The organism is Hymenobacter rubripertinctus (assembly GCF_003583925.1).
Classification (GTDB): domain Bacteria; phylum Bacteroidota; class Bacteroidia; order Cytophagales; family Hymenobacteraceae; genus Hymenobacter; species Hymenobacter rubripertinctus.
Genome location: NZ_QYCN01000001.1, coordinates 220,370 through 238,880, shown reverse-complemented (window position 1 = coordinate 238,880; position 18,511 = coordinate 220,370). Strand labels below are relative to the sequence as shown.

The following is an 18,511-nucleotide window of genomic DNA, read 5'->3' as shown; positions in this document are numbered from 1 at the left end:
TTGAACATCTTTCGCAAGTTCAGCCTCTTTCTTCTCACGCATGAACCGAGTAAGATTAGTCTGAAAAGAAAGCGTAAAAAGGCCGCCAGAGACGACGGATTTATGCTGGAACTGCTCAAAAGTGCCTAATTTGGTGCGGTAGCCCTATAAGGTTATTGGCTGCTGGCTCCTTTCCAACAAAAAAAGCTAGCAGCCATCAGCCAACGACTGAATTGTCTGGCTCCCTTCTTATTGTCTGGCTCCCCCTCTCCTTTTTCGGAGAGGGGGCCGGGGGGTGAGGCGCAACGCCAGAACGACCATGCCGGCTTCCCCGGTCCCAAAAACAACCCTATGACCTCTCGCCGCGAATTTCTGAAAGGCTCAGTACTGGCCAGCACATTGCTGTTCGTGCCCAAATTCATGCACCGCCTCGATGCCCAGGACCTCAAAAGCCTGCGCGACGCCAATGGCCGCCGCCTTGTGGTGGTGCAGCTCGGGGGCGGCAACGACGGCCTCAATACCGTCATCCCCTTTGAAAACGACCTGTACTACAAGGCCCGGCCCACGCTCGGCATCCGGCCCCAGAGCGGCATTCTCACCCTCGACAAAGGCCTCGGGTTCAACCCGGCCATGACGGGCCTCAAGCGCCTCTACGACCAGGGCCACGTGGCCGTGCTCAACTCGGTGGGCTACCCCAACCCCGACCGCAGCCACTTCCGCTCCATGGATATCTGGCAGAGCGGCTCGGGGGCCGATGAGTACGTGAGCACCGGCTGGCTCGGCCGCTACCTCGACTCGAACTGCGCCCCCTGCGCGCTGCCTTATAATGGGTTGGAGGTGGACGATACGCTGAGCCTGGCCATGAAAGGAGCGTTACGCAAAGGCCTGGCGCTCAAAAACCCGGAGAAATTCCACCAGCTGACTCAGAACCGGTTCATTGCCAACGTGGGCGGCGCAAAAGCCGCCGGTACGGTGTCGGAGGTGGATTACCTCTATAAGACGCTGGCTGAAACCACTTCCTCGGCCGAGTATCTGTACCAGAAAGGGAAGGTGTACAAATCGGGCGTAGCCTATCCTAACACCGACTTCGGCCGCAACCTCAAAACCACTGCTGAACTCATCAATTCCGGGGTCGATTCGCGGGTGTTTTACGTCTCGCTTACTGGCTTCGATACCCACGTGCGCCAGCAGGAGCAGCAGGGCAAGTTGCTCGGCGACCTGTCGGCGGGCTTGTCCTCGTTTGCCGAGGACCTACAAAAGGCCGGTAATTTCGACGATACGCTGGTGCTGGTGTTTTCCGAATTCGGCCGCCGCGTGGAGCAGAACGCCAGCAACGGCACCGACCACGGCACGGCCAACAACGTGCTGCTCCTGGGCGGCGGCCTCAAGCGCCAGGGCATCCTCAACGACGCGCCCAACCTGCACAACCTCGATGCCGGCGACCTGAAGTATCAGCTCGACTTCCGCAGCGTCTACGCCACCGTCCTCCACGACTGGCTCCAGGCCGACGACCGCGCCATCCTGGGCGGTAATCAATTCGAGCGGCTGAAAGGGCTGGTGTAGTATCAGTTGCCAGTTGCTGGTTGTTATTAAAAAGAAGGTCATGCTCAGCATGACCTTCTTTTTAATAACAACGAATAATACCCCAACTACCTACCGCCGGATCACGAAGCCTACGAAGTACTCCCGGTCGGCTTCGCGGGTGAGGGCAAAGTGGCGGCCGAAATCGAGCTGGATGTTTTTGCCCACGAAGAAGATGGGGCCGACGTTGAGGGCCTCTTCCCAGCGCTTGGTGCGGAAATCGTGCTGGGCCACGGCCTCCACGAAACCCGTGAGCCAGGGCGCGAAGGAGTGGTCGAGGTTGATGGAGGGGGCCGTTTGCAGGTAGTGCTGGCTGGCGTCGCGGTCGAAATTGAGAAGCACGGGCAGCTGGGCGCTCAGGTTCCAGCTATCGGCGAAGGCGTAGGTGGCGGGCAGCAGCAGGCCGTACTCGGTGCCGCCCGCGCCCTGCCGGCCGCCGGTGGGCAGGCGCACGAACCCGATCAGGCCCACGGCCAGGGCGCTTTCGGTGGAGTCGTCGCCGAGCAGGTTGTGCTTGAGGCGCAGCGTGAGGTCGCCGAAGCCCCGGCTGCTGGTGGCGGGCTGGTCGGCGGTGGCGAAGGTGCGGTTCCACTCGTAGGCATCCACGAACAGCTGCACGTCGGTGCGGTTGCTGAGGCCCATTTTTAGCACGAAGGCATTGGCCCGGATGGTGCGCTGCCGCTCCTCGGCCCCCGGCCGGCTGCTGATGTGGCGGGCCAGGTCGGTTTCAAACTGCACATGGCCCGCATCGACCGTGAACGGGCTTTCCGTGACGCCGGGGCGGTCGGCCGAGAGCGGGCGCATGAGGGATTTGGGCAGCGGCCGAAACAGCGAGTAGCGGCTTTTTACGGCCGTGAGCGAGTCGGTGGTGGTTTGGGCCGACACGATGGTGGGCAGGGCGCCGAGCAGTGCCGCGAGTACGAGTAGGGAAGGGAAGCGCATAGCAGCGGTAGTACGCGGATTTCGCCGGGTAGTTGAGGCCGGTGAAAGTAGCGGAACTGAACAAACCACGGCGGTGGCGGCTTCTATCCTCTCACTGCAGCTGTTCAGCTACCCTTCCTGCGCCATGAAAAACGCCCTTTACCTCAGCCTCGGCCTGCTCGCGGCCTCCTGTTCATCGAACCCCGAGCAGGCCGCCACCACGGCTGCCGCCCCGGCCGAAACGGCCGCCGCCGCCCCGCGCGAGTTGCCCGAAGTGCTCCGGCAGGCCCTGGAGGCCCACGGCGGCCTGGCCGCCTGGCAGCAGTTCGGCACGATGGAGTACCAGATGAAATCGACCCTGGGCACGCCCCGCGACGAAAAGCACCTCATCGACCTGCGTACCCGCCAGGTGCGTATTGAGGCCCCCGGCTACCAGCTGGGCCTGAACGACGCCAATCAGGTTTGGGTAACGCCCAACAAGGCCGCGTTCGGCGAAATGTCGCCGCGCTTCTACCACAACCTGTTCTTCTACTTCTTCTCCATCCCGTTCGTGCTGGCCGATGCGGGCACGGTGTACGAAGACCTGGGCACGCGCACGGTGGCCGGCAAAACCTACCAGGCCCTGAAGGTGAGCTACGAAACCGGCCGCGGCGACTCGTCCAAAGACGAGTACATTGCCCACTTCAACCCCCAGACCCACCGCCTGGAGCTGCTGCTCTACACCGTCACGTTCTTCGAGCCCGGCAAAAAAGCCACCTACAACAGCCTGCTCTACACCGACTGGCAGACGGCCGACGGCCTCGTGCTGCCCGCCAAAATGGAAGGCCACAAGTTCGAGAACGACCAAATAGGCGACCTGCGCTACCAGGCCGAATTCAGCAACGTGCACCTGACCCGCGCCCAGCCCGCCGCCAGCCTGTTCGCCATGCCCAAAGGGGCGGAGGTGGATTCGTTGAAGCAGTAGGTCAGCCAGTAGCCGAAGAGGAGTGCTAGCCTGCGCATTGCTACAGGTTTTGTAGAAGGTGTTAAGGTCATCTGGTACAACCAGTGCTTTGAAAGTCGCACCAGATGATTTTTTTCCTGACTAACAGTTTTTACATTGCGCTGCTATCCTATTCGGAGCAAATATTGTTGCAGCGCGTCGCTCAGCTTCGTCCTCTACCTCAACGCCTTACAGCTATGCCGACCTCGTTCCACCGTTGTACCATTTTTGCTCCCATAGGGGTGCTGTTGGCCCTAACCGCTTGCTCAAAGCACAACGACGCCTCGCCCGAACCCCCGGTGGTAGCTAGCTGGATAATTGATGGTCAGGAGCGCACATCGATTCTCGCGCGTGCGGAGGTGAGCAATGACGAAGTTGATGTGTATATCTACCAGAACTTCGCTGGCCCCAGTTCAAAGGGTTCTACCGTCACCGTAACGCTATTTGCTCCGAAGAGAGTTGGAACCTACGTAATTGGCCCCAGCTCCCAGGCTAGGGCCAGTTTCACGCATCTTGACACCAGTACGGGCAATAACAGGGACTCGTATTCGGCTGAGGGTGGTTCCATTACCATTTCCACCCTCACGGCCACTACTATCTCGGGAACCTTCAATCTTACGGGCAAAGGCTATCTGAATAAGCAGTCGACAAAAAGCCTCACGGGTGGTAAATTCAAGGCGCTGCTGTAAGCTTGCCGCTCCCCAGAACGCCATTAGAGTCAAACAGAAAGCCCGCTAACATCTGCTAGTGGGCTTTCTGTTTGACTCTAATGGCGTTCTGGTCTGCTTTAGAAGCTGCCGTCTTTCACGCACTGGCGGATCAGGTCTTTCAAACGGTCGATGTTTTGAGCTTCCTGTGCTTTCATTTCCTGCCAGAACTGCTTGGAATCCTTGGGGCCTGCTTTCTCCGCGTTGGCAATGCACTGGTCGTAGCGCCACAGGGCATCGAGGCGGGTGCTCAGGTCGTGTACGAGGTCATGGGCATGGTTGGGAAGTCCTTTGGTCTGGCCGATGTGTTGTTCGGCTTGGTCGTTGGCATTAGCCATAGTCGATAGGGATTTAAGTGGAACAATTAATTAGTTAGCTAAACGGGCGTTTCGGGCTGACAGTTGGAATTTGAGTCAATTACCGCCGTCTGGGCTCTGCTTCGGCTTAGCTTTGGCTAGCTGGCAACTGAACACTGGCAACTGAACACTGGCAACTGATCAAAACGGCACGACCACCTTCACGCTCAGGTTGCGGCCGGGGCTGTAGATGCCGGAGCGGCCGGTGGGGGAGGCGCGGTAGTACTCGAAGTACTTGAGGCGGTTGAGGTGGGCCTGGTAGGCCACATCGAACAGGTTGTCGGCTTGCAGCACCAGTTGCAGGGCGTCGCGGCCGGCGGCGGTGCGCAGGGTGGTGCCCGCGCCCAGGCCCGTGAGCACGTAGCCGGGCGTGGCGGTTTCGGCGGCATCCACGGCGTAAAAGCGGTTCTGGCAGGCCGTACCGGCTACCGTGAGGCGCAGGTAGGTGCCCGCGAGGCGGCGGCCGGACTGGTCGGGGAGCGTGAAGCGCAGTTCCGTCTGGGCCGTGGGGGCCGGAATCAGGGGCAGGTAGCGGGCGGCGGTGCCTTCGCGCGCGCGCAGGGCAGCGTTGTTGTTCACCCCGATAACCAGGGCCGCGCCGGTGCGCCAGCTCAGGCCGGGCAGGGCGGCGGGCTGCACATTCAGGGCCAGCTCGCCCCCGTAGAGCGTGGCACCGGCCTGCTGAAACTGGTAGGTGGAGTTGCCCAGCGCATCGCGCAGGGGCTGGCCGCTGGCGTCCGACTGCCGGGCCTGATAAATGAAGTTCTCGACGTGGTTGTAGAACGCTTCGGCGCTGGCCTCGAAGCCCGGCGACTTCCAGAGCACGCCCACATCTTGCTGCCAGTTGAATTCGGGCTGGAAACTTGGGTTGCCCAGGTAGATGATGTGGGCGCCCGGATCGAGGCCGTTGGAGCCGATTTCGGGGATGTTGGGGGCGCGGTAGCCCCGGGCCAAGTTGGCCCGCAGCACCAGGCGCGGCCCCACCGCGTACGAGCCGCCCACGCTGGCCGACACGCCCCGGTACACCTTATGGAAACCGGTAAACTGCCGCTCGGCCCCGGGCGTGGCGGCACTGGCCTGGCGGCCGAAGCCGGTGGCCGCATCGGTGCCTACATAGAAGTCGTTCCAGTCTACCACCCGGGTATCGTAGCGCAGGCCGCCGGTCAGCTCCAGGCCCCCGAAGGCCTTTTTCAGCACCCCAAACCCGCCGATATCAAACAGGCGGTAGGGCGGAATCGGAAAATCGGTGGCGTCGACGGGCCGGTTGTCCTGGCCCATGCCGTTCACGCCCACCGTCAGCTCGTAGCCGCTGAAATCCTGGAACAGGTAGCGGGCCTGGTAGTTGAGCGTGGTCAGGCGCAGATCGAGGCCGGGCTGGGCCGGGGCAGTGGGGTGGTTGTACTCCTGGCGGTGGTTTTGCTGGATGCCCAGCAGCAGGCGCAACTCGCCGGGGCCGGTTTTCAGCTCGCTCGTAGCGAAGGCCCGGTAGTGCGCAATGCGCTGGTGCAAGTCGCTGATGCCGTAGCTCTTCAGCTCCTGCTGGCTTACGCGGGGGCGGGTGGTAAAATCGTCCTGGTCGCCCTCAAACACCTGCCGCATGAAGGCCCGGCTCAGCGAGTCGCGGCTGCCGTCCGGGATTTCCTGCCGGTCGTCGTAGGCCGTTAGCCACAGGTGCACCGCGCCCCATTCCTTACGCAGGCCCACCATGCCCGTCAGGTTCAGCTCCCGGAAACCGGTGTTGTACACGGGGCCGTCAACCGAATTCCGGTAGTCCCGCGCCCAGCGGTGGCTGGTGCGCAGGCTGGTTTGCAGGCCGTTTTTCTGGTAGTTGAAGGCCACCGACTTGCCCACCAGCCCGTTCACCGACTGGTATTCGGCCAACGCTTCGCCGTGCAGCTCGCCATCGGGGCCGGTGGGCAGGGCGGGCAGCAGGTTCACCACGCCGGCCACCGCGTCGGAGCCGTAGAGCAGGCTGGCGGGGCCCTTCACCACTTCCACCCGGTCGAGGCCGTAGCCGTCCACCTCCATGCCGTGCTCGTCGCCCCACTGCTGGCCTTCCTGACGCAGGCCGTTGAACATCGTGAGCACCCGGTTGTAGCCCAGCCCCCGGATAAAGGGCTTGCTGATGTTGGGGCCGGTGGTTACGGCCGCCAGGCCCGGCACGCCCCGCACGGCCGCATCGATGGCGTTGCCGTTGGCATTGAGGCGGATTTCCCGGCCGGTCAGGGCTGCAATGGGCACCGGCGAGCGGCGGATTTCGGTGCTCCGGCTCACGCCCGTCACCACCACCTCGCCCAGTGTGCTTTCCGTCGATTTCAGCCGGACGATCAGCGCCTGGGCCAGCGGCAGCGTCACGGTTTGCGTGGCGGCAGCATAGCCCACGGCGCTCGATTGCAGTTGCCAGGCACCCGCCGGCAAATCGGGCAGCATGAAACGGCCGTGCTCGTCGGCGGCGGTGCCTTGCTGCAACGCCGGTACCGCCACGTTGGCAAACGGCACCGGCTGGCCCCTTTGGTCGAGCACCTGCCCGCGCAGAGCACTGGTTTGGGCCAGGGTGGGCAGCGTCAGAAGGCAGGAGAAAAGGAAGGTAAGGAGTGGTTTCATTTTAGCGGCGCTGAATTTATTTTTTAGATTAATCTAAATTCGAAGAGAAAAGAAAGGCCACAGCGGATGTGTGGCTTTTCGGGGAGTACCGCGAAAGTCCGTTTCGCGACGAGCGAAGCGAGTATCCGGGGCCGCATTACCAGCACCTGACGCGTAGGAACTCGCTCTGCTCGTCGCGAAACGGATTTTCGCGGTACTTGCTATGCCCCCGTGAAAAACTGGAACAGCAGGTAGCCGTTCAGCACCAGAATGATGGCCGACACAATCCAGCAGACGGCCTGCAGCCAGGGTTTGTTCACGAAAACGCCCATTTTGAGCTTGTTGCCGGTGAACAATACCAGCGGAATCACGGCGAAGCTAAGTTGCAACGACAGCACCACCTGGCTGAGGACGAGCAGCTCGCTCGTACCCTTCTCGCCGTACATAATGGTCACAATCAGGGCCGGCACCACGGCAATGGCGCGGGTGATGAGGCGGCGCATCCAGGGCTTGAGTTTGATGTCGAGGAAGCCTTCCATCACGATTTGCCCGGCCAGCGTGCCCGTCAGGGTCGAGTTCTGGCCCGAAGCCAGCAGGGCAATGGCAAATACGGCCGAGGCCGCGCCCGCGCCCAATACCGGCGTTAGCAGCTTGTGGGCGTCGTAGATGTCGGCCACGTCGCGCAGGTTGTTGCTGTGGAACGTGGCAGCCGAAACCACCAGGATGGCCCCGTTCACGAAGAAAGCCAGAAACAGCGCCACCGTGCTATCAATAGTAGCAAACTTGATGGCCATGCGCTTGCCCGGCTCGGTTGGCTCAATGGCCCGGGTTTGCACGATGCTGGAGTGCAGGTACAGGTTGTGGGGCATCACGGTGGCCCCCAGAATGCCGATGGCTAGGTACAGCGCGTGCGGGTCGGTCACGATCTGGGGCTTCGGAATCAGGCCCTCGGCCAGGGCGAAGTAGTCGGGGTGGGAGGCAATAATTTCGTAGACGAAACACCCAAAAATCACGAAAATCAGGCCTGCCACGATACTTTCGATAATGCGGAAGCCCTTGCTCTGGAAGAACAGCACCACCAGCACATCGAGAATGGTGAGCACCACACCCCACACGAGCGGAATGCCGAAGAGCAGGTTGATGGCAATGGCCGAGCCGATGACTTCGGCCAGGTCGCAGGCAGCAATGGCAATTTCGCACAGCACCCAGAGCACGAACGAAACGGGCCGCGAGTAATGGTCGCGGCAGGCCTGGGCCAGGTCGCGGCCCGTCACGATGCCCAGCTTCACAGCCAGGTGCTGGAGCAGCATGGCAAAGAAGTTGGAAATCAGAATCACCGACAGCAGCATGTAGCCGTAGCGGGCGCCGCCCTCGATGTCGGTGGCCCAGTTGCCGGGGTCCATGTAGCCGACGGCCACCATCAGGCCCGGCCCGGTGAAGGCCCAGAGCTTGCGCCAGAACGAGGCCCCCTCGGGCGGCACCGTAATCGAGGCGTATACCTCGGACAACGAATTGGCGCGGCGGGGGTGCCGCCAGCCGGGTTCGGGAGCAGTAGCGGGCTGGAAGGGCGTGTCGGGGGAGGAGGCGGGTAGCGTTGAGGGCATAGGAGCCGGCAAGAAATCGGGGGGAGTACTTCTCACAAAGTACGGGAATTTTTAGGCCTGTCTAAATTTTAATTTCAAACCGTCTATCTACTCCGTTGTTCAGGAAAAGTTGCGGGCTGCCAGAAAAGAAGGAGTTTTGCTGGGCTGGCTGGCGTCCGGTGTGCTCCTTCAGAACGGTGTAGGGGCGGGGTTTGCCCCCGCCCGTCGTTGAACGATGAAGTTCTGACGGCGGGCGGGGGCAAGCCCCGCCCCTACGTCGTTCCGTGTGACTAGCTCCCCCCACTTTAGTAGCTTGCGCCTTCCTATCTGCTTTGCCATGCCCTTACCGCTGAAAACCCGCTACGCCATTCTCTCGCTCGTGGTAAGCGTGGGGCTGATTGGAATAAAATTCTATGCCTGGGCCGTCACCCGTTCCCAGGTGGTACTGACAGACGCGTTGGAATCCATTATCAACGTGGTGGCCAGCGGTTTTGCGCTTTACAGCATCTACCTGGCCAGCCTGCCCAAGGACGAAAACCACCCCTACGGCCACGGTAAAATCGAGTATCTGTCGGTAGGTTTCGAAGGCGGGCTGATTCTGATAGCCGGTGGCTACGTGTTCTATGCGGCCCTCCAGAGCCTGCTGCACCCCCACGCCGTGGCCCGGCCCGACTGGGGCATTGCGCTGCTGGCCGCCACGGCCCTCGTGAACCTGGTCGTCGGTTTCCTGCTGGTGCGGGCGGGCCGCGAGCACCACTCACCGGCCTTGGTCGGCGACGGCCAGCACCTCTACCTCGACGCCGTGAGCACGTTTGTTTCGTGCGTGGCGCTGGGTTTGGTCATCCTCACCGGCAACGTGCTCTACGACTCGCTGGCGGCGCTGCTGCTGGGCGTGTTCATCGTAGTGAACGGCTACCGCATGGTGCGCCGCTCGGTGTCGGGCCTTATGGACGAGGCCGACGTGACTACCGTGCAGCAGGTAGTGGCCGAGCTGCAGGAGCATCGCCAGCCAAGCTGGATCGACGTGCACAACCTGCGCGTGCAGCGCTACGGCGCCAGCCTGCACATCGACTGCCACGTAACGATGCCTTACTACCTGAGCCTGGAGCAAACCCACGAACAAGTCCACGGCATCGAGGAAGTCGTAACCCAGGAGTTCGGCGTGCCGGTCGAGATGTTCGTGCACGCCGACCCCTGCACGTTTTCGGCCTGCTCGCACTGCCACGTGGCCGCCTGCCCCGTCCGCCAGCATCCGTTCACCCGCGAAATCACCTGGACCCTGGCCAACGTGGCCAAGAACGAGCGGCACGCGCTGGGGCTGAGCGAATGAACTGTTCTGCCGTTGCGCCTCACTCCACTACCAACCGCTGAGTGCTGCGGCCAGTCTGTACCGAGTATAAACCCGGCGTCAACCCCTCAACTGACAGCGTGAGCCGGGTTTGGCCAGCCGGGAAACGGATGGTGCGCACGGTGCGGCCCAGCGCGTCGCGGACTATAACCGTAGCAGCGGCCGTTGGCGCGGGCAGTTCCAGCATGACGGTGCGTTGGGCCGGATTGGGATAGAGGCGCAGTTGGACGGCGGCCGCGCCGGTGGTGGCCGTCACTACAAAGTCGCGGTTTTCGAGCACCACCAGCTGGTCGGCGCCGGCCGCGTTGTTGCTGGTGCTCAGGTACACGCGTCCCTGCGGCGACACGCACACGGCCCGCAGCCGCCCGTAAACGCCCGTCAGGAAATCCTGCTGGCCGCTGATGCCGTTGTTGGTGGCGTTGAGGCGCAGCTGAATAAGCTTGGAGGCCTTGAGAGTTGCTAGCAGCAGGCTGCCGCGCCACTCCGGAATGGCCGGCGAGTTGTAGAACTGCAGGCCGGCGGTGGCAATGGTAGGCGTCCAGGTAACCAGGGGCTCGCGCACGTTGTTGGCGGCGCAGAAGGCCAGCTCGTCGGTGGTGTTGCACACGCCTTCCACGTTGGGCCAGCCGTAGTTGCGGCCTTTCTCAATCAGGTTGATTTCGTCCTCGATGGCGTCGCCGTGCTCAGAGCTGATGATCTGGCCGGTGGGTAGCTGCGTCAGGCCCTGGGGGTTGCGGTGGCCGAAGCTATACACCGGGCTGCCGGGGGTGGGGTTGTCGGCCGGCACGGTCCCGTCGAGGTTCAGGCGCAGGATTTTGCCGTTGAGCGAAGCCATATTCTGGGCTTCGGGCCGCAGTTGGGCGTCGCCGGTGCTCATGAGCAGGGTGCGGTCGGCGAGGATGAGCAAGCGCGAGCCGCTGTGGGTGGTAGTGGAAATGATGCCGTCGAGCAGCACCAGGGGGCTGCTCAGCGTGCCGGCCGTAGCCGAGTAGGTGTAGCGTACCAGCTTTTCCTTCAGCCCGTTATCGGTGTAGTTGTAGACGATGTAGAGGTAGGGCAAGGTGGCAAAATCGGGGTGTAGCACCATGCCCAACAGGCCGCTTTCGCCGGCAGGCGTTACGTCGGGCACCTGTAGCAGGGGCAGCACCGTGCCCGTAGTGGGGTTCACGCGGCTGATGCGGCCCCCGCGCTCCGTCATCCAGAGGAAATTGTCGGGACCCCACACCAGCTCCCAGGGGATGGTGAGGCCCGTAGTGAGGGGAGCGGCCGTAACGGTGGTGGCGCCCACGGCGAAAGTAGTGGTTTGGGCGGCTAGGGGAGCAGCAGTACTTAGCAGCGCCGCCGTTAGCAGGGAATGGATGCGGTTCATGGGCAAGGAGTTGCGGTGGTGGTTGGCCTGGGAAGATAAGCAAAAGGGCGGGCTCAGTAGGCAAGCGGCAACCGTTTCTGGCGGCGGCTGCCGTTCTTGCGGCCTCCCGCCAATTTCCGCCCGCCCATGTTCACCGTCAGCACCGACCCTGCCCGCCTCGACGTGGCCCTGATTCACGACTACCTCAGCCAGCAGTCCTACTGGGCCCTGGGCATGCCCCGCGAAACCCTGGACCGGGCGCTTACAAACTCGCTCAACTTCGGCCTCTACGCCCCCGATGGCCGGCAGGCCGCCTTTGCCCGCGTTGTCACTGATTACGCCACCTTCGCCTGGCTCTGCGACGTATTCGTGCTACCCGAATTCCAGGGCCAGAGCCTGGGTAAGCAGCTCATGCAGGCCGTATTCGAACACCCTGAGTTGCAGGGGTTGCGCCGGTTTCTGCTGGCCACCCTCGACGCCCACGGCCTTTACCGCCGCTTCGGCTTCCAGGATCTGGTCGCCCCCGACCGCTACCTGGAAATCAAGAAAGCCAACCCCTACGGTGTGCCCACGGGGAATTGAGGGAAATTAGCCAACGATGGAAGAACGTCGTTTTGTTGACAGCACTAAACCCTTCCCATGCAAACCCGCTGGAACGCCCTCGTAAGCCCCCTGCTACCCGACGCGGCCCTGCGCGACGCCACGTACCAGCAGCTCGTAGCGGCCTACGACGGCCCGGGCCGCTACTACCACAACCTGCACCACGTACAAACCCTGCTGGCTACGGTAGACGAGTACGTTGAACTGGTTAAGGACCGGCCGGTGCTGGAGCTGGCCATCTGGTTTCACGACGCGGTGTACGACTACCTCTCGTCGGAAAATGAAACCCGCAGCGCCGAGCTGGCCCGGCAGTTTCTGGCCCGCACCAACCTCAGTTTAGAGCGGCAGGCGCGGGTGGCTTACCTCATCGAATGTACTGCCCACCACACCGCGCCCCATGCCCCGGCCCCCGACCTGGATTTCTTCCTCGATGCCGACCTGCGCGTGCTAGGGGCGGAGCCGGCCGCATATGCCGAATACGCCCGCCAGATCCGGCAGGAGTACCGCCTCGTGCCCAATTTTCTCTACCGCCGGGGCCGTCGCAAGGTGCTGGAGCAACTGCTGAACACGCCGGAGCTGTACCGTACCGCCGAGTTCCGGGAGCGGCTGGATGCGGCGGCCCGCCGCAACCTGCGGGCAGAGTTGAACGGGCTGTAGCGCGAAGCGCCAGCTTCGCGTTTTGTTGAACAGAATCGTTTTGAAGTCAGCAGCGACACGCGAAGCCGGCGCTTCGTGCTACGGCGCAACGCCGCCGTTCCGGCCGCGTCCCTTACCTTCCCGCTCAAACCTGCCCCTTATGACCCACCGCTACCTGCTGCCCCTGGCGGCGCTTCTGCTGGCCGGCACCGCCCAGGCCCAGCAACTTGGCCCGCTTACCGTCGAGAAAATCATGCGCGACCCGGCCCAGTGGCTCGGTACTTCGCCCTCCAATATTTCCTGGGCCGAAGATGGCAAGGCCATCTACTTTAGCTGGAATCCCGAAAAGGCCCGCCGCGATTCGCTCTACCGCATCGCCCCCGTCGGGGGGGTAGCCCGCAAGGTAAGCCTGCGTGAACAGCCGGGGTTGCCCGCTGCCGAGGGCGAGTACGACCGGCGCTACGCCCGCAAGCTCTACGAAAAGGCCGGCGACATTTATTTGCTCGACCTCAAAACCCAGCGCATCCGGCGCGTTACCAACACGGCCGAGCAGGAAACCGATCCGCACTTCGCGTTGCAGGACCAGGCCATCAGCTACACCCGCGGCGGCAACCTGTTCACCTGGGACCCCGCCACCGGCGAAACCACCCAGCGCACCGATTTCCGCAAGGGTAACCGCCCGGCTACCGGCGAGCCCACGGAGAAGGCCGAGAAATTCCTCAAAGCCCAGCAACTGGCTTTGTTTGAGGTGCTGCGCGGCAAGGAGCAGGACGCCAAGGCCCGGCAACAGCAGCAGAAGGCGCTGGCCCGGCTGCGGCCCAAGGCCATCTGGCTCGGCACCCAGACCGTGCGCAACCTGCGCCTCGCCCCCGATGGCCGCTACGTGACCTACACCCTGGCCCAGGAGCCCTCGGCCGAGAAAGTGGCCCTGGTGCCCAACTTCGTGACGGCCTCGGGCTTCACGGAGGATATCAACACCCGCACCAAAGTGGGCGCGGCGCAGACGGCCTACCAGCTCGGCCTCTACGACGTGGGCCGCGACACGACTTTCGTGCTGGGTTACGCGGAGCTAAAGGGCCTCGACGAGCAGCCGGCCTACCGCAAAGAGTATCAGCTGAAAGCCCAGGCCCCCGCGCCCGCCGATTCGGCGAAAGCGGCCAAAACGGCCAAAACGGAGAAACCGGCCCCCGATCAGCGCCGGGTGGCACCCTTCGGCCCGTTCTGGTCGCCCGACGGGCAGCACGCCTTCCTCGTCATCCGCAGCACCGACAACAAGGACCGCTGGATCGTGGGCCTCGACCCGGCCACCCAGAAAATCAAGCTCCTCGACCGCCAGCACGACGATGCCTGGATCAACGGCCCCGGCATTGGTTACGACGAGGGCAACGTGGGCTGGCTGCCTGATTCGCGCCACCTCTGGTTCCAGAGCGAGGCCACCGGCTACTCCCACCTTTATAGCTACGACATCGTCAGCGGCCAGAAGCAGGCCCTGACCAGCGGCGCGTTCGAGGTGCAGAAAACCCAGCTCAGCCGCGACGGCAAAACGTGGTACCTGCTGGCCAACAAAACCCACCCCGGCGAGCAGCACCTTTACCGGATGCCGGTAGGAGGTGGCGCGCTCACCCAGCTCACCACCCAGCCCGGCGGCTACGACGAAGCCACCCTCTCGCCCGACGAGAAAACCTGGGCCCTGCGCTACAGCACCAGCAATACGCCCTGGGAGCTGTACACCATGGACAACAAGCCGGGGGCCAAACTGCGCCGCCTCACCCACAGCACGACGCCCGAATTCGAGAGCTACGCCTGGCGCCAGCCCGAGGTAATCGAGTACAAGGCCCGCGACGGGGCCGGCGTGTATGCCCGCCTCTACCGCCCCAGTAACCCCCAGGCCCAGGGCCCGGCCGTGGTATTCGTGCACGGCGCAGGCTACCTCCAGAACGCCCACAAGTGGTGGAGCAGCTACTTCCGCGAGTACATGTTCCACAACCTGCTGGTGGATAAAGGCTACACGGTGCTCGATATCGACTACCGGGGCTCGGCTGGCTACGGCCGCGACGTGCGCACCGGCATCTACCGCTACATGGGCGGCAAAGACCTCACCGACCAGGTGGACGGGGCCAAGCTCCTGACCGAGAAATACGGCGTCAGCCCCCAGCGCATCGGCATTTACGGCGGCTCCTACGGCGGCTTCATCACCCTGATGGCCATGTTCACCCAGCCCGACGTGTTCCAGGCCGGGGCCGCCCTGCGCTCCGTTACCGACTGGGCCCACTACAACCACGGCTACACCGACAACATCCTCAACGAGCCCTACAACGACTCGCTGGCCTACGCCCGCTCCTCGCCCATCAACTACGCCGCCGGCCTCAAAGGGCACCTGCTCATGTGCCACGGCATGGTCGATACCAACGTGCACTTCCAGGATATCGTGCGTCTGAGCCAGCGCCTCATCGAGCTCAAAAAGGAGAACTGGGAACTGGCCGTGTACCCGGTCGAAAACCACGGTTTCGTGGAGCCCTCCTCCTGGACCGACGAGTACCGCCGCATTCTCAGGCTGTTCGAGGAAAACCTGAAGCCCGCCGGAACGGCAGCAGGTAGTACGGGCGGGGAGTAGCGCGCAGCAGCAGCAGCGCTTGTTGTGGAACGAAACGGGCTGGTAGGGAAGGTAATGCGCTGGCCCCGCTGCTGGCGGGCGCACTTGCCAGCAGCGGGGCCACCAGAAGAGCGGAAAGTCGTTTCCTTATCGGGCAACGAAACCAAAAACTGCTCCGGGGCCTAAACGAAACCGGAAGTTGTGGGTTGACTCAGCGCGTAAAGGTTTCGGCTTCTCTTGGGAAACAGCTTCGGCTAACTTCCATAAAACTCGTAGCTTTGCGGCCCCATGTTGGCCCTTCGGCCGTAGTGGGGCAGGGGCTACCGGCCTCTCGCGTACTTCTACCTCATCCAGCCGATGCCCTACCTGTTCACTTCCGAATCTGTTTCGGAAGGCCACCCTGATAAAGTAGCCGACCAGATTTCCGACGCCATCCTCGACGAATATCTGCGCCAGGACCCCACTGCAAAAGTGGCCTGCGAAACCCTGGTAACCACCGATTTTGCCTTGGTTGCCGGCGAAATCAAATCCACGGCCCACGTAGAAGCGGAGCCCATTATCCGGGAAGTGATTCGCCGCATCGGCTACAACAAGCCCGAGTATCTGTTCAACGCCGACACCTGCGAGGTGCTCAACAAGCTGCACGAACAGTCGCCCGACATCAACCAGGGTGTGGAGCGTGCGACGGCCGAAGAACAGGGTGCCGGCGACCAGGGCATGATGTTCGGGTACGCCACCAAGGAAACGGCCAACTACATGCCCCTGGCCCTCGACTTGTCGCACCGTTTGCTGCGCGAACTCTCTGCCATCCGCAAGGCCGGCCAGGAAATGACCTACCTGCGCCCCGATGCCAAAAGCCAGGTAACCATCCGCTACGCCGACGACAACACGCCGGAGGCCATTGAAACCATCGTGGTCAGCACCCAGCACGATGAGTTTGCGGCCACCGAAGCCGAGATGCTCCGCCGGATCGATGAGGACATCCGCACCATTCTGGTGCCCCGCGTGAAGGCCCAGCTCGATGCCGATACCCAACGCCTGTTCACCGCCGACATCATCTACCACATCAACCCGACCGGTAAATTCGTCATCGGTGGTCCCCACGGCGACTCCGGCCTGACGGGTCGTAAAATTATCGTCGATACCTACGGCGGTAAGGGAGCCCACGGCGGCGGCGCTTTCTCGGGCAAGGATTCCAGCAAAGTCGACCGCTCGGCGGCCTACGCGGCCCGGCACATCGCTAAAAACCTGGTGGCCGCCGGTGTGGCCGACCAGGTGCTCGTGCAGGTGGCCTATGCCATCGGGGTGGCCAAGCCGGTGGGCGTATTCGTGACGACCTACAACACCACCAACGCTACTGCCGCCAACGGCGACAAGCTCACCGACGGCCAGATTGCCGAGAAGGTACAGCGCCTCTTCGATCTGCGCCCCTACGCCATCGTGCAGCGGCTGGGCCTCCAGAACCCCATCTTTGCCGAGTCGGCTGCCTATGGCCACATGGGCCGCGAAGCCGGCACCAAAACGGTAAGCCTGCCCGATGGCAGCACCAAAACGGTGGAAACCTTTACCTGGGAAAAGCTGGACTACGTGGACCGCATCAAAGCCGAATTTGGTCTGTAGCCTGATGTTTGAGCTCATAACAAAGCCCCGCCTGACGATTCAGGCGGGGCTTTGTTATGGGCTCAAACATCAGGCTGCAACCGCCGGGTTAATAGTTCACCAGTTTCTCCTTGTGCTTCATGAGCTGGCGGCGCATGCATTCGTAGGCGGCGTCGGTGGCAGCTTCAAACGTGGGCGCTTCCTCCTGGCAGAAGAGGGTGGCACCGGGTACGAGCAGCTTTATTTCCACGGTCTTGTTGGCAACACCGTCCTTATTGTTCAGCTTCAGAATCACTTCGCCTTCCGTGACGCGGTCATAGAAGGTTTCGAGTTTGTCGAGGCGTTTCTGGATGAAATCGAGCAGTTTTTGGTCGGCATCAAAATGGACCGAATGCGTCTGTACTTTCATCGACGGGGGGGTTAAGAGTAAAAAAAGAAACAAATTCAGGCCTTGGGATGGGCCTTCTCAAAAACCGACCTGAGTTTGTCGATACTCAGGTGGGTGTATACCTGGGTGGCTGCCAGATTGGCGTGTCCGAGCAGCTCCTTAATGGCGTTCAGATCAGCCCCTTTGCTGAGCAGATGCGTGGCGAACGAGTGCCGCAGCACGTGGGGGTGCTGCTGGCCAGTAGCCGTGGTAATCTGACTCAAATAGTGCTTCACGGTACGGTAAACAAACTTTTCGTAGAGCGATTCTCCTTTATCCGTAACGAGCAGCGCGCCTTCGGCGTTGCTGCCCGCCCCAAATTCCTGCTCCTGCCGCGCTATATAACGCTCCAGCACCAGTACCAGGGTGGGGTTGAGCGGCACGATGCGCTGCTTGTTGCCCTTGCCGGTTACGCGCACCGTACGGCCGGGCAAGCTCAGATCGGTGGGCCGGATGCCAATGAGCTCCGAGAGCCGAATGCCGGTGCCGTAGAGAAGCTCCAGAATCAACTGGTCGCGGATGCCGGCGAAGGTGTCGGGAAAAGCAAAGGAGTTGAGCAGCCCGTTAAGCGCTTCTTCGGGCACGAACTCGGGGAGCTTTTTGGCCACTTTGGGCGAGGTGATGCGCAGCATCGGATTTTTTTGAATCCGGCCGGTGCGCAGCAGGTAGCTGTAATAGGAGCGCAGGCAGGCAATCTTCCGGTTCACCGTACGCGGGTCGCGCTGCTGCTGCATAAGTTGCACCACCCAGGAACGGACGAGCGTATGATCGGCCTGGGCGGGCTCAGCCAGTTCGTAGGTGCTGTGCAGAAACTCAGCAAACTGCCTCAGATCAGTCTGGTAAGACACGACCGTGTGCGGGCTGTAACGCTTTTCGAACCGCAAGTAGTCAAAAAATAACTCCATACTTCGGGGGCCGGCCCTGGGGGTCGGGCAACCAATGTAGGGATTTCAGCGCAGGAAAAAAACCAGCGGCCATCCGCACGAAAAACCCACCCGATTTACTCCGGAAAGGAGTATCGGGTGGGTTATCGGCTCGAAAAACGGGTAAACCGTAGACGTCGGGCTACTTAGGCTGCGCGTCCGGGCCGTAAGTAGAGAGCTTGTAGATAGCCTTCTGCTTCAGCTTGCGGTTGGTGATGGACGGCTTTTGGAAGAACGTACGGCGACGCAACTCTTTCAGAACGCCGGTGCGCTCGAATTTCTTCTTGAAGCGCTTGAGCGCACGGTCAACCGACTCGTTTTCTTTGATTTGTACGATGATCATAT

16 protein-coding genes are annotated in these 18,511 nt (G+C 62.2%); 8 read left to right on the top strand and 8 right to left on the bottom strand.

Going from position 1 to position 18,511, the window contains the following annotated elements:
* The first annotated feature begins 330 nt into the window (after positions 1-330).
* Positions 331-1,542, top strand: a complete 1,212-nt coding sequence (locus tag D0T11_RS01060; RefSeq protein WP_119653923.1) for a DUF1501 domain-containing protein — start codon at positions 331-333, stop codon at positions 1,540-1,542.
* 90 nt (positions 1,543-1,632) lie between these two features.
* Here D0T11_RS01060 and D0T11_RS01055 read toward each other — a convergent pair whose 3' ends face one another.
* On the bottom strand, positions 1,633-2,502 hold the full coding sequence (locus D0T11_RS01055; protein ID WP_119653922.1) for a transporter: 870 nt from the start codon (positions 2,500-2,502) through the stop codon (positions 1,633-1,635).
* 124 nt (positions 2,503-2,626) lie between these two features.
* Between D0T11_RS01055 and D0T11_RS01050 the strand changes: the two genes are divergently transcribed.
* Together D0T11_RS01050 and D0T11_RS01045 are read left to right on the top strand one after the other, a co-directional pair.
* Positions 2,627-3,445, top strand: a complete 819-nt coding sequence (locus D0T11_RS01050) for a DUF6503 family protein (protein WP_119653921.1) — start codon at positions 2,627-2,629, stop codon at positions 3,443-3,445.
* Between the two features lie 104 nt (positions 3,446-3,549).
* On the top strand, positions 3,550-4,152 hold the full coding sequence (locus D0T11_RS01045; protein ID WP_119653920.1) for a DUF6252 family protein: 603 nt from the start codon (positions 3,550-3,552) through the stop codon (positions 4,150-4,152).
* A 98-nt stretch (positions 4,153-4,250) separates the two neighbouring features.
* On the opposite strand, the gene D0T11_RS01040 is transcribed toward D0T11_RS01045, so the two are convergent.
* The 3 genes from D0T11_RS01040 to D0T11_RS01030 all read right to left on the bottom strand — a co-directional run bounded on the left by D0T11_RS01040 (position 4,251) and on the right by D0T11_RS01030 (position 8,713).
* Positions 4,251-4,508, bottom strand: coding sequence for a hypothetical protein (locus tag D0T11_RS01040; RefSeq protein ID WP_119653919.1), 258 nt, complete (start codon positions 4,506-4,508; stop codon positions 4,251-4,253).
* Positions 4,509-4,667: 159 nt separating this feature from the next.
* Entirely contained in the window at positions 4,668-7,130 is a 2,463-nt protein-coding gene (locus D0T11_RS01035; RefSeq protein ID WP_119653918.1) for a TonB-dependent receptor, read from the bottom strand.
* Between the two features lie 200 nt (positions 7,131-7,330).
* Positions 7,331-8,713 (bottom strand): Nramp family divalent metal transporter, encoded by a 1,383-nt coding sequence (locus D0T11_RS01030; RefSeq protein ID WP_119653917.1) that lies wholly within the window; start codon positions 8,711-8,713, stop codon positions 7,331-7,333.
* 316 nt (positions 8,714-9,029) lie between these two features.
* Between D0T11_RS01030 and D0T11_RS01025 the strand changes: the two genes are divergently transcribed.
* On the top strand, positions 9,030-10,022 hold the full coding sequence (locus D0T11_RS01025; protein WP_119653916.1) for a cation diffusion facilitator family transporter: 993 nt from the start codon (positions 9,030-9,032) through the stop codon (positions 10,020-10,022).
* Positions 10,023-10,041: 19 nt separating this feature from the next.
* On the opposite strand, the gene D0T11_RS01020 is transcribed toward D0T11_RS01025, so the two are convergent.
* A complete protein-coding gene (locus D0T11_RS01020; protein ID WP_119653915.1) occupies positions 10,042-11,409 on the bottom strand; it encodes a PQQ-dependent sugar dehydrogenase in 1,368 nt (455 codons plus the stop codon).
* A 126-nt stretch (positions 11,410-11,535) separates the two neighbouring features.
* Here D0T11_RS01020 and D0T11_RS01015 point away from each other — a divergent pair, with 126 nt between their 5' ends.
* The 4 genes from D0T11_RS01015 to metK all read left to right on the top strand — a co-directional run bounded on the left by D0T11_RS01015 (position 11,536) and on the right by metK (position 16,837).
* Complete coding sequence (locus D0T11_RS01015) at positions 11,536-11,970, top strand: GNAT family N-acetyltransferase (protein WP_119653914.1); 435 nt, start codon at positions 11,536-11,538, stop codon at positions 11,968-11,970.
* Positions 11,971-12,027: 57 nt separating this feature from the next.
* A complete protein-coding gene (locus D0T11_RS01010; protein ID WP_119653913.1) occupies positions 12,028-12,645 on the top strand; it encodes an HD domain-containing protein in 618 nt (205 codons plus the stop codon).
* A 139-nt stretch (positions 12,646-12,784) separates the two neighbouring features.
* Positions 12,785-15,238 (top strand): S9 family peptidase, encoded by a 2,454-nt coding sequence (locus D0T11_RS01005; protein ID WP_119653912.1) that lies wholly within the window; start codon positions 12,785-12,787, stop codon positions 15,236-15,238.
* 336 nt (positions 15,239-15,574) lie between these two features.
* Entirely contained in the window at positions 15,575-16,837 is a 1,263-nt protein-coding gene (metK, locus tag D0T11_RS01000; RefSeq protein ID WP_119653911.1) for a methionine adenosyltransferase, read from the top strand.
* Positions 16,838-16,925: 88 nt separating this feature from the next.
* On the opposite strand, the gene hpf is transcribed toward metK, so the two are convergent.
* The 3 genes from hpf to rpsU form a co-directional block, all read right to left on the bottom strand.
* Positions 16,926-17,225, bottom strand: a complete 300-nt coding sequence (hpf, locus tag D0T11_RS00995; protein WP_119653910.1) for a ribosome hibernation-promoting factor, HPF/YfiA family — start codon at positions 17,223-17,225, stop codon at positions 16,926-16,928.
* 35 nt (positions 17,226-17,260) lie between these two features.
* Positions 17,261-18,148, bottom strand: a complete 888-nt coding sequence (locus tag D0T11_RS00990) for a tyrosine-type recombinase/integrase (RefSeq protein WP_119653909.1) — start codon at positions 18,146-18,148, stop codon at positions 17,261-17,263.
* Between the two features lie 160 nt (positions 18,149-18,308).
* Positions 18,309-18,509 (bottom strand): 30S ribosomal protein S21, encoded by a 201-nt coding sequence (gene rpsU / locus D0T11_RS00985; RefSeq protein WP_119653908.1) that lies wholly within the window; start codon positions 18,507-18,509, stop codon positions 18,309-18,311.
* Positions 18,510-18,511 lie beyond the last annotated feature (2 nt).

Coding starts and splice junctions, on each gene's coding strand:
- D0T11_RS01060 (WP_119653923.1), top strand. CDS start 331: ATGACCTCTCGCCGCGAATTTCTGAAAGGCTCAGTACTGGCCAGCACA.
- D0T11_RS01055 (WP_119653922.1), bottom strand. CDS start 2,502: ATGCGCTTCCCTTCCCTACTCGTACTCGCGGCACTGCTCGGCGCCCTG.
- D0T11_RS01050 (WP_119653921.1), top strand. CDS start 2,627: ATGAAAAACGCCCTTTACCTCAGCCTCGGCCTGCTCGCGGCCTCCTGT.
- D0T11_RS01045 (WP_119653920.1), top strand. CDS start 3,550: ATGATTTTTTTCCTGACTAACAGTTTTTACATTGCGCTGCTATCCTAT.
- D0T11_RS01040 (WP_119653919.1), bottom strand. CDS start 4,508: ATGGCTAATGCCAACGACCAAGCCGAACAACACATCGGCCAGACCAAA.
- D0T11_RS01035 (WP_119653918.1), bottom strand. CDS start 7,130: ATGAAACCACTCCTTACCTTCCTTTTCTCCTGCCTTCTGACGCTGCCC.
- D0T11_RS01030 (WP_119653917.1), bottom strand. CDS start 8,713: ATGCCCTCAACGCTACCCGCCTCCTCCCCCGACACGCCCTTCCAGCCC.
- D0T11_RS01025 (WP_119653916.1), top strand. CDS start 9,030: ATGCCCTTACCGCTGAAAACCCGCTACGCCATTCTCTCGCTCGTGGTA.
- D0T11_RS01020 (WP_119653915.1), bottom strand. CDS start 11,409: ATGAACCGCATCCATTCCCTGCTAACGGCGGCGCTGCTAAGTACTGCT.
- D0T11_RS01015 (WP_119653914.1), top strand. CDS start 11,536: ATGTTCACCGTCAGCACCGACCCTGCCCGCCTCGACGTGGCCCTGATT.
- D0T11_RS01010 (WP_119653913.1), top strand. CDS start 12,028: ATGCAAACCCGCTGGAACGCCCTCGTAAGCCCCCTGCTACCCGACGCG.
- D0T11_RS01005 (WP_119653912.1), top strand. CDS start 12,785: ATGACCCACCGCTACCTGCTGCCCCTGGCGGCGCTTCTGCTGGCCGGC.
- metK (WP_119653911.1), top strand. CDS start 15,575: ATGCCCTACCTGTTCACTTCCGAATCTGTTTCGGAAGGCCACCCTGAT.
- hpf (WP_119653910.1), bottom strand. CDS start 17,225: ATGAAAGTACAGACGCATTCGGTCCATTTTGATGCCGACCAAAAACTG.
- D0T11_RS00990 (WP_119653909.1), bottom strand. CDS start 18,148: ATGGAGTTATTTTTTGACTACTTGCGGTTCGAAAAGCGTTACAGCCCG.
- rpsU (WP_119653908.1), bottom strand. CDS start 18,509: ATGATCATCGTACAAATCAAAGAAAACGAGTCGGTTGACCGTGCGCTC.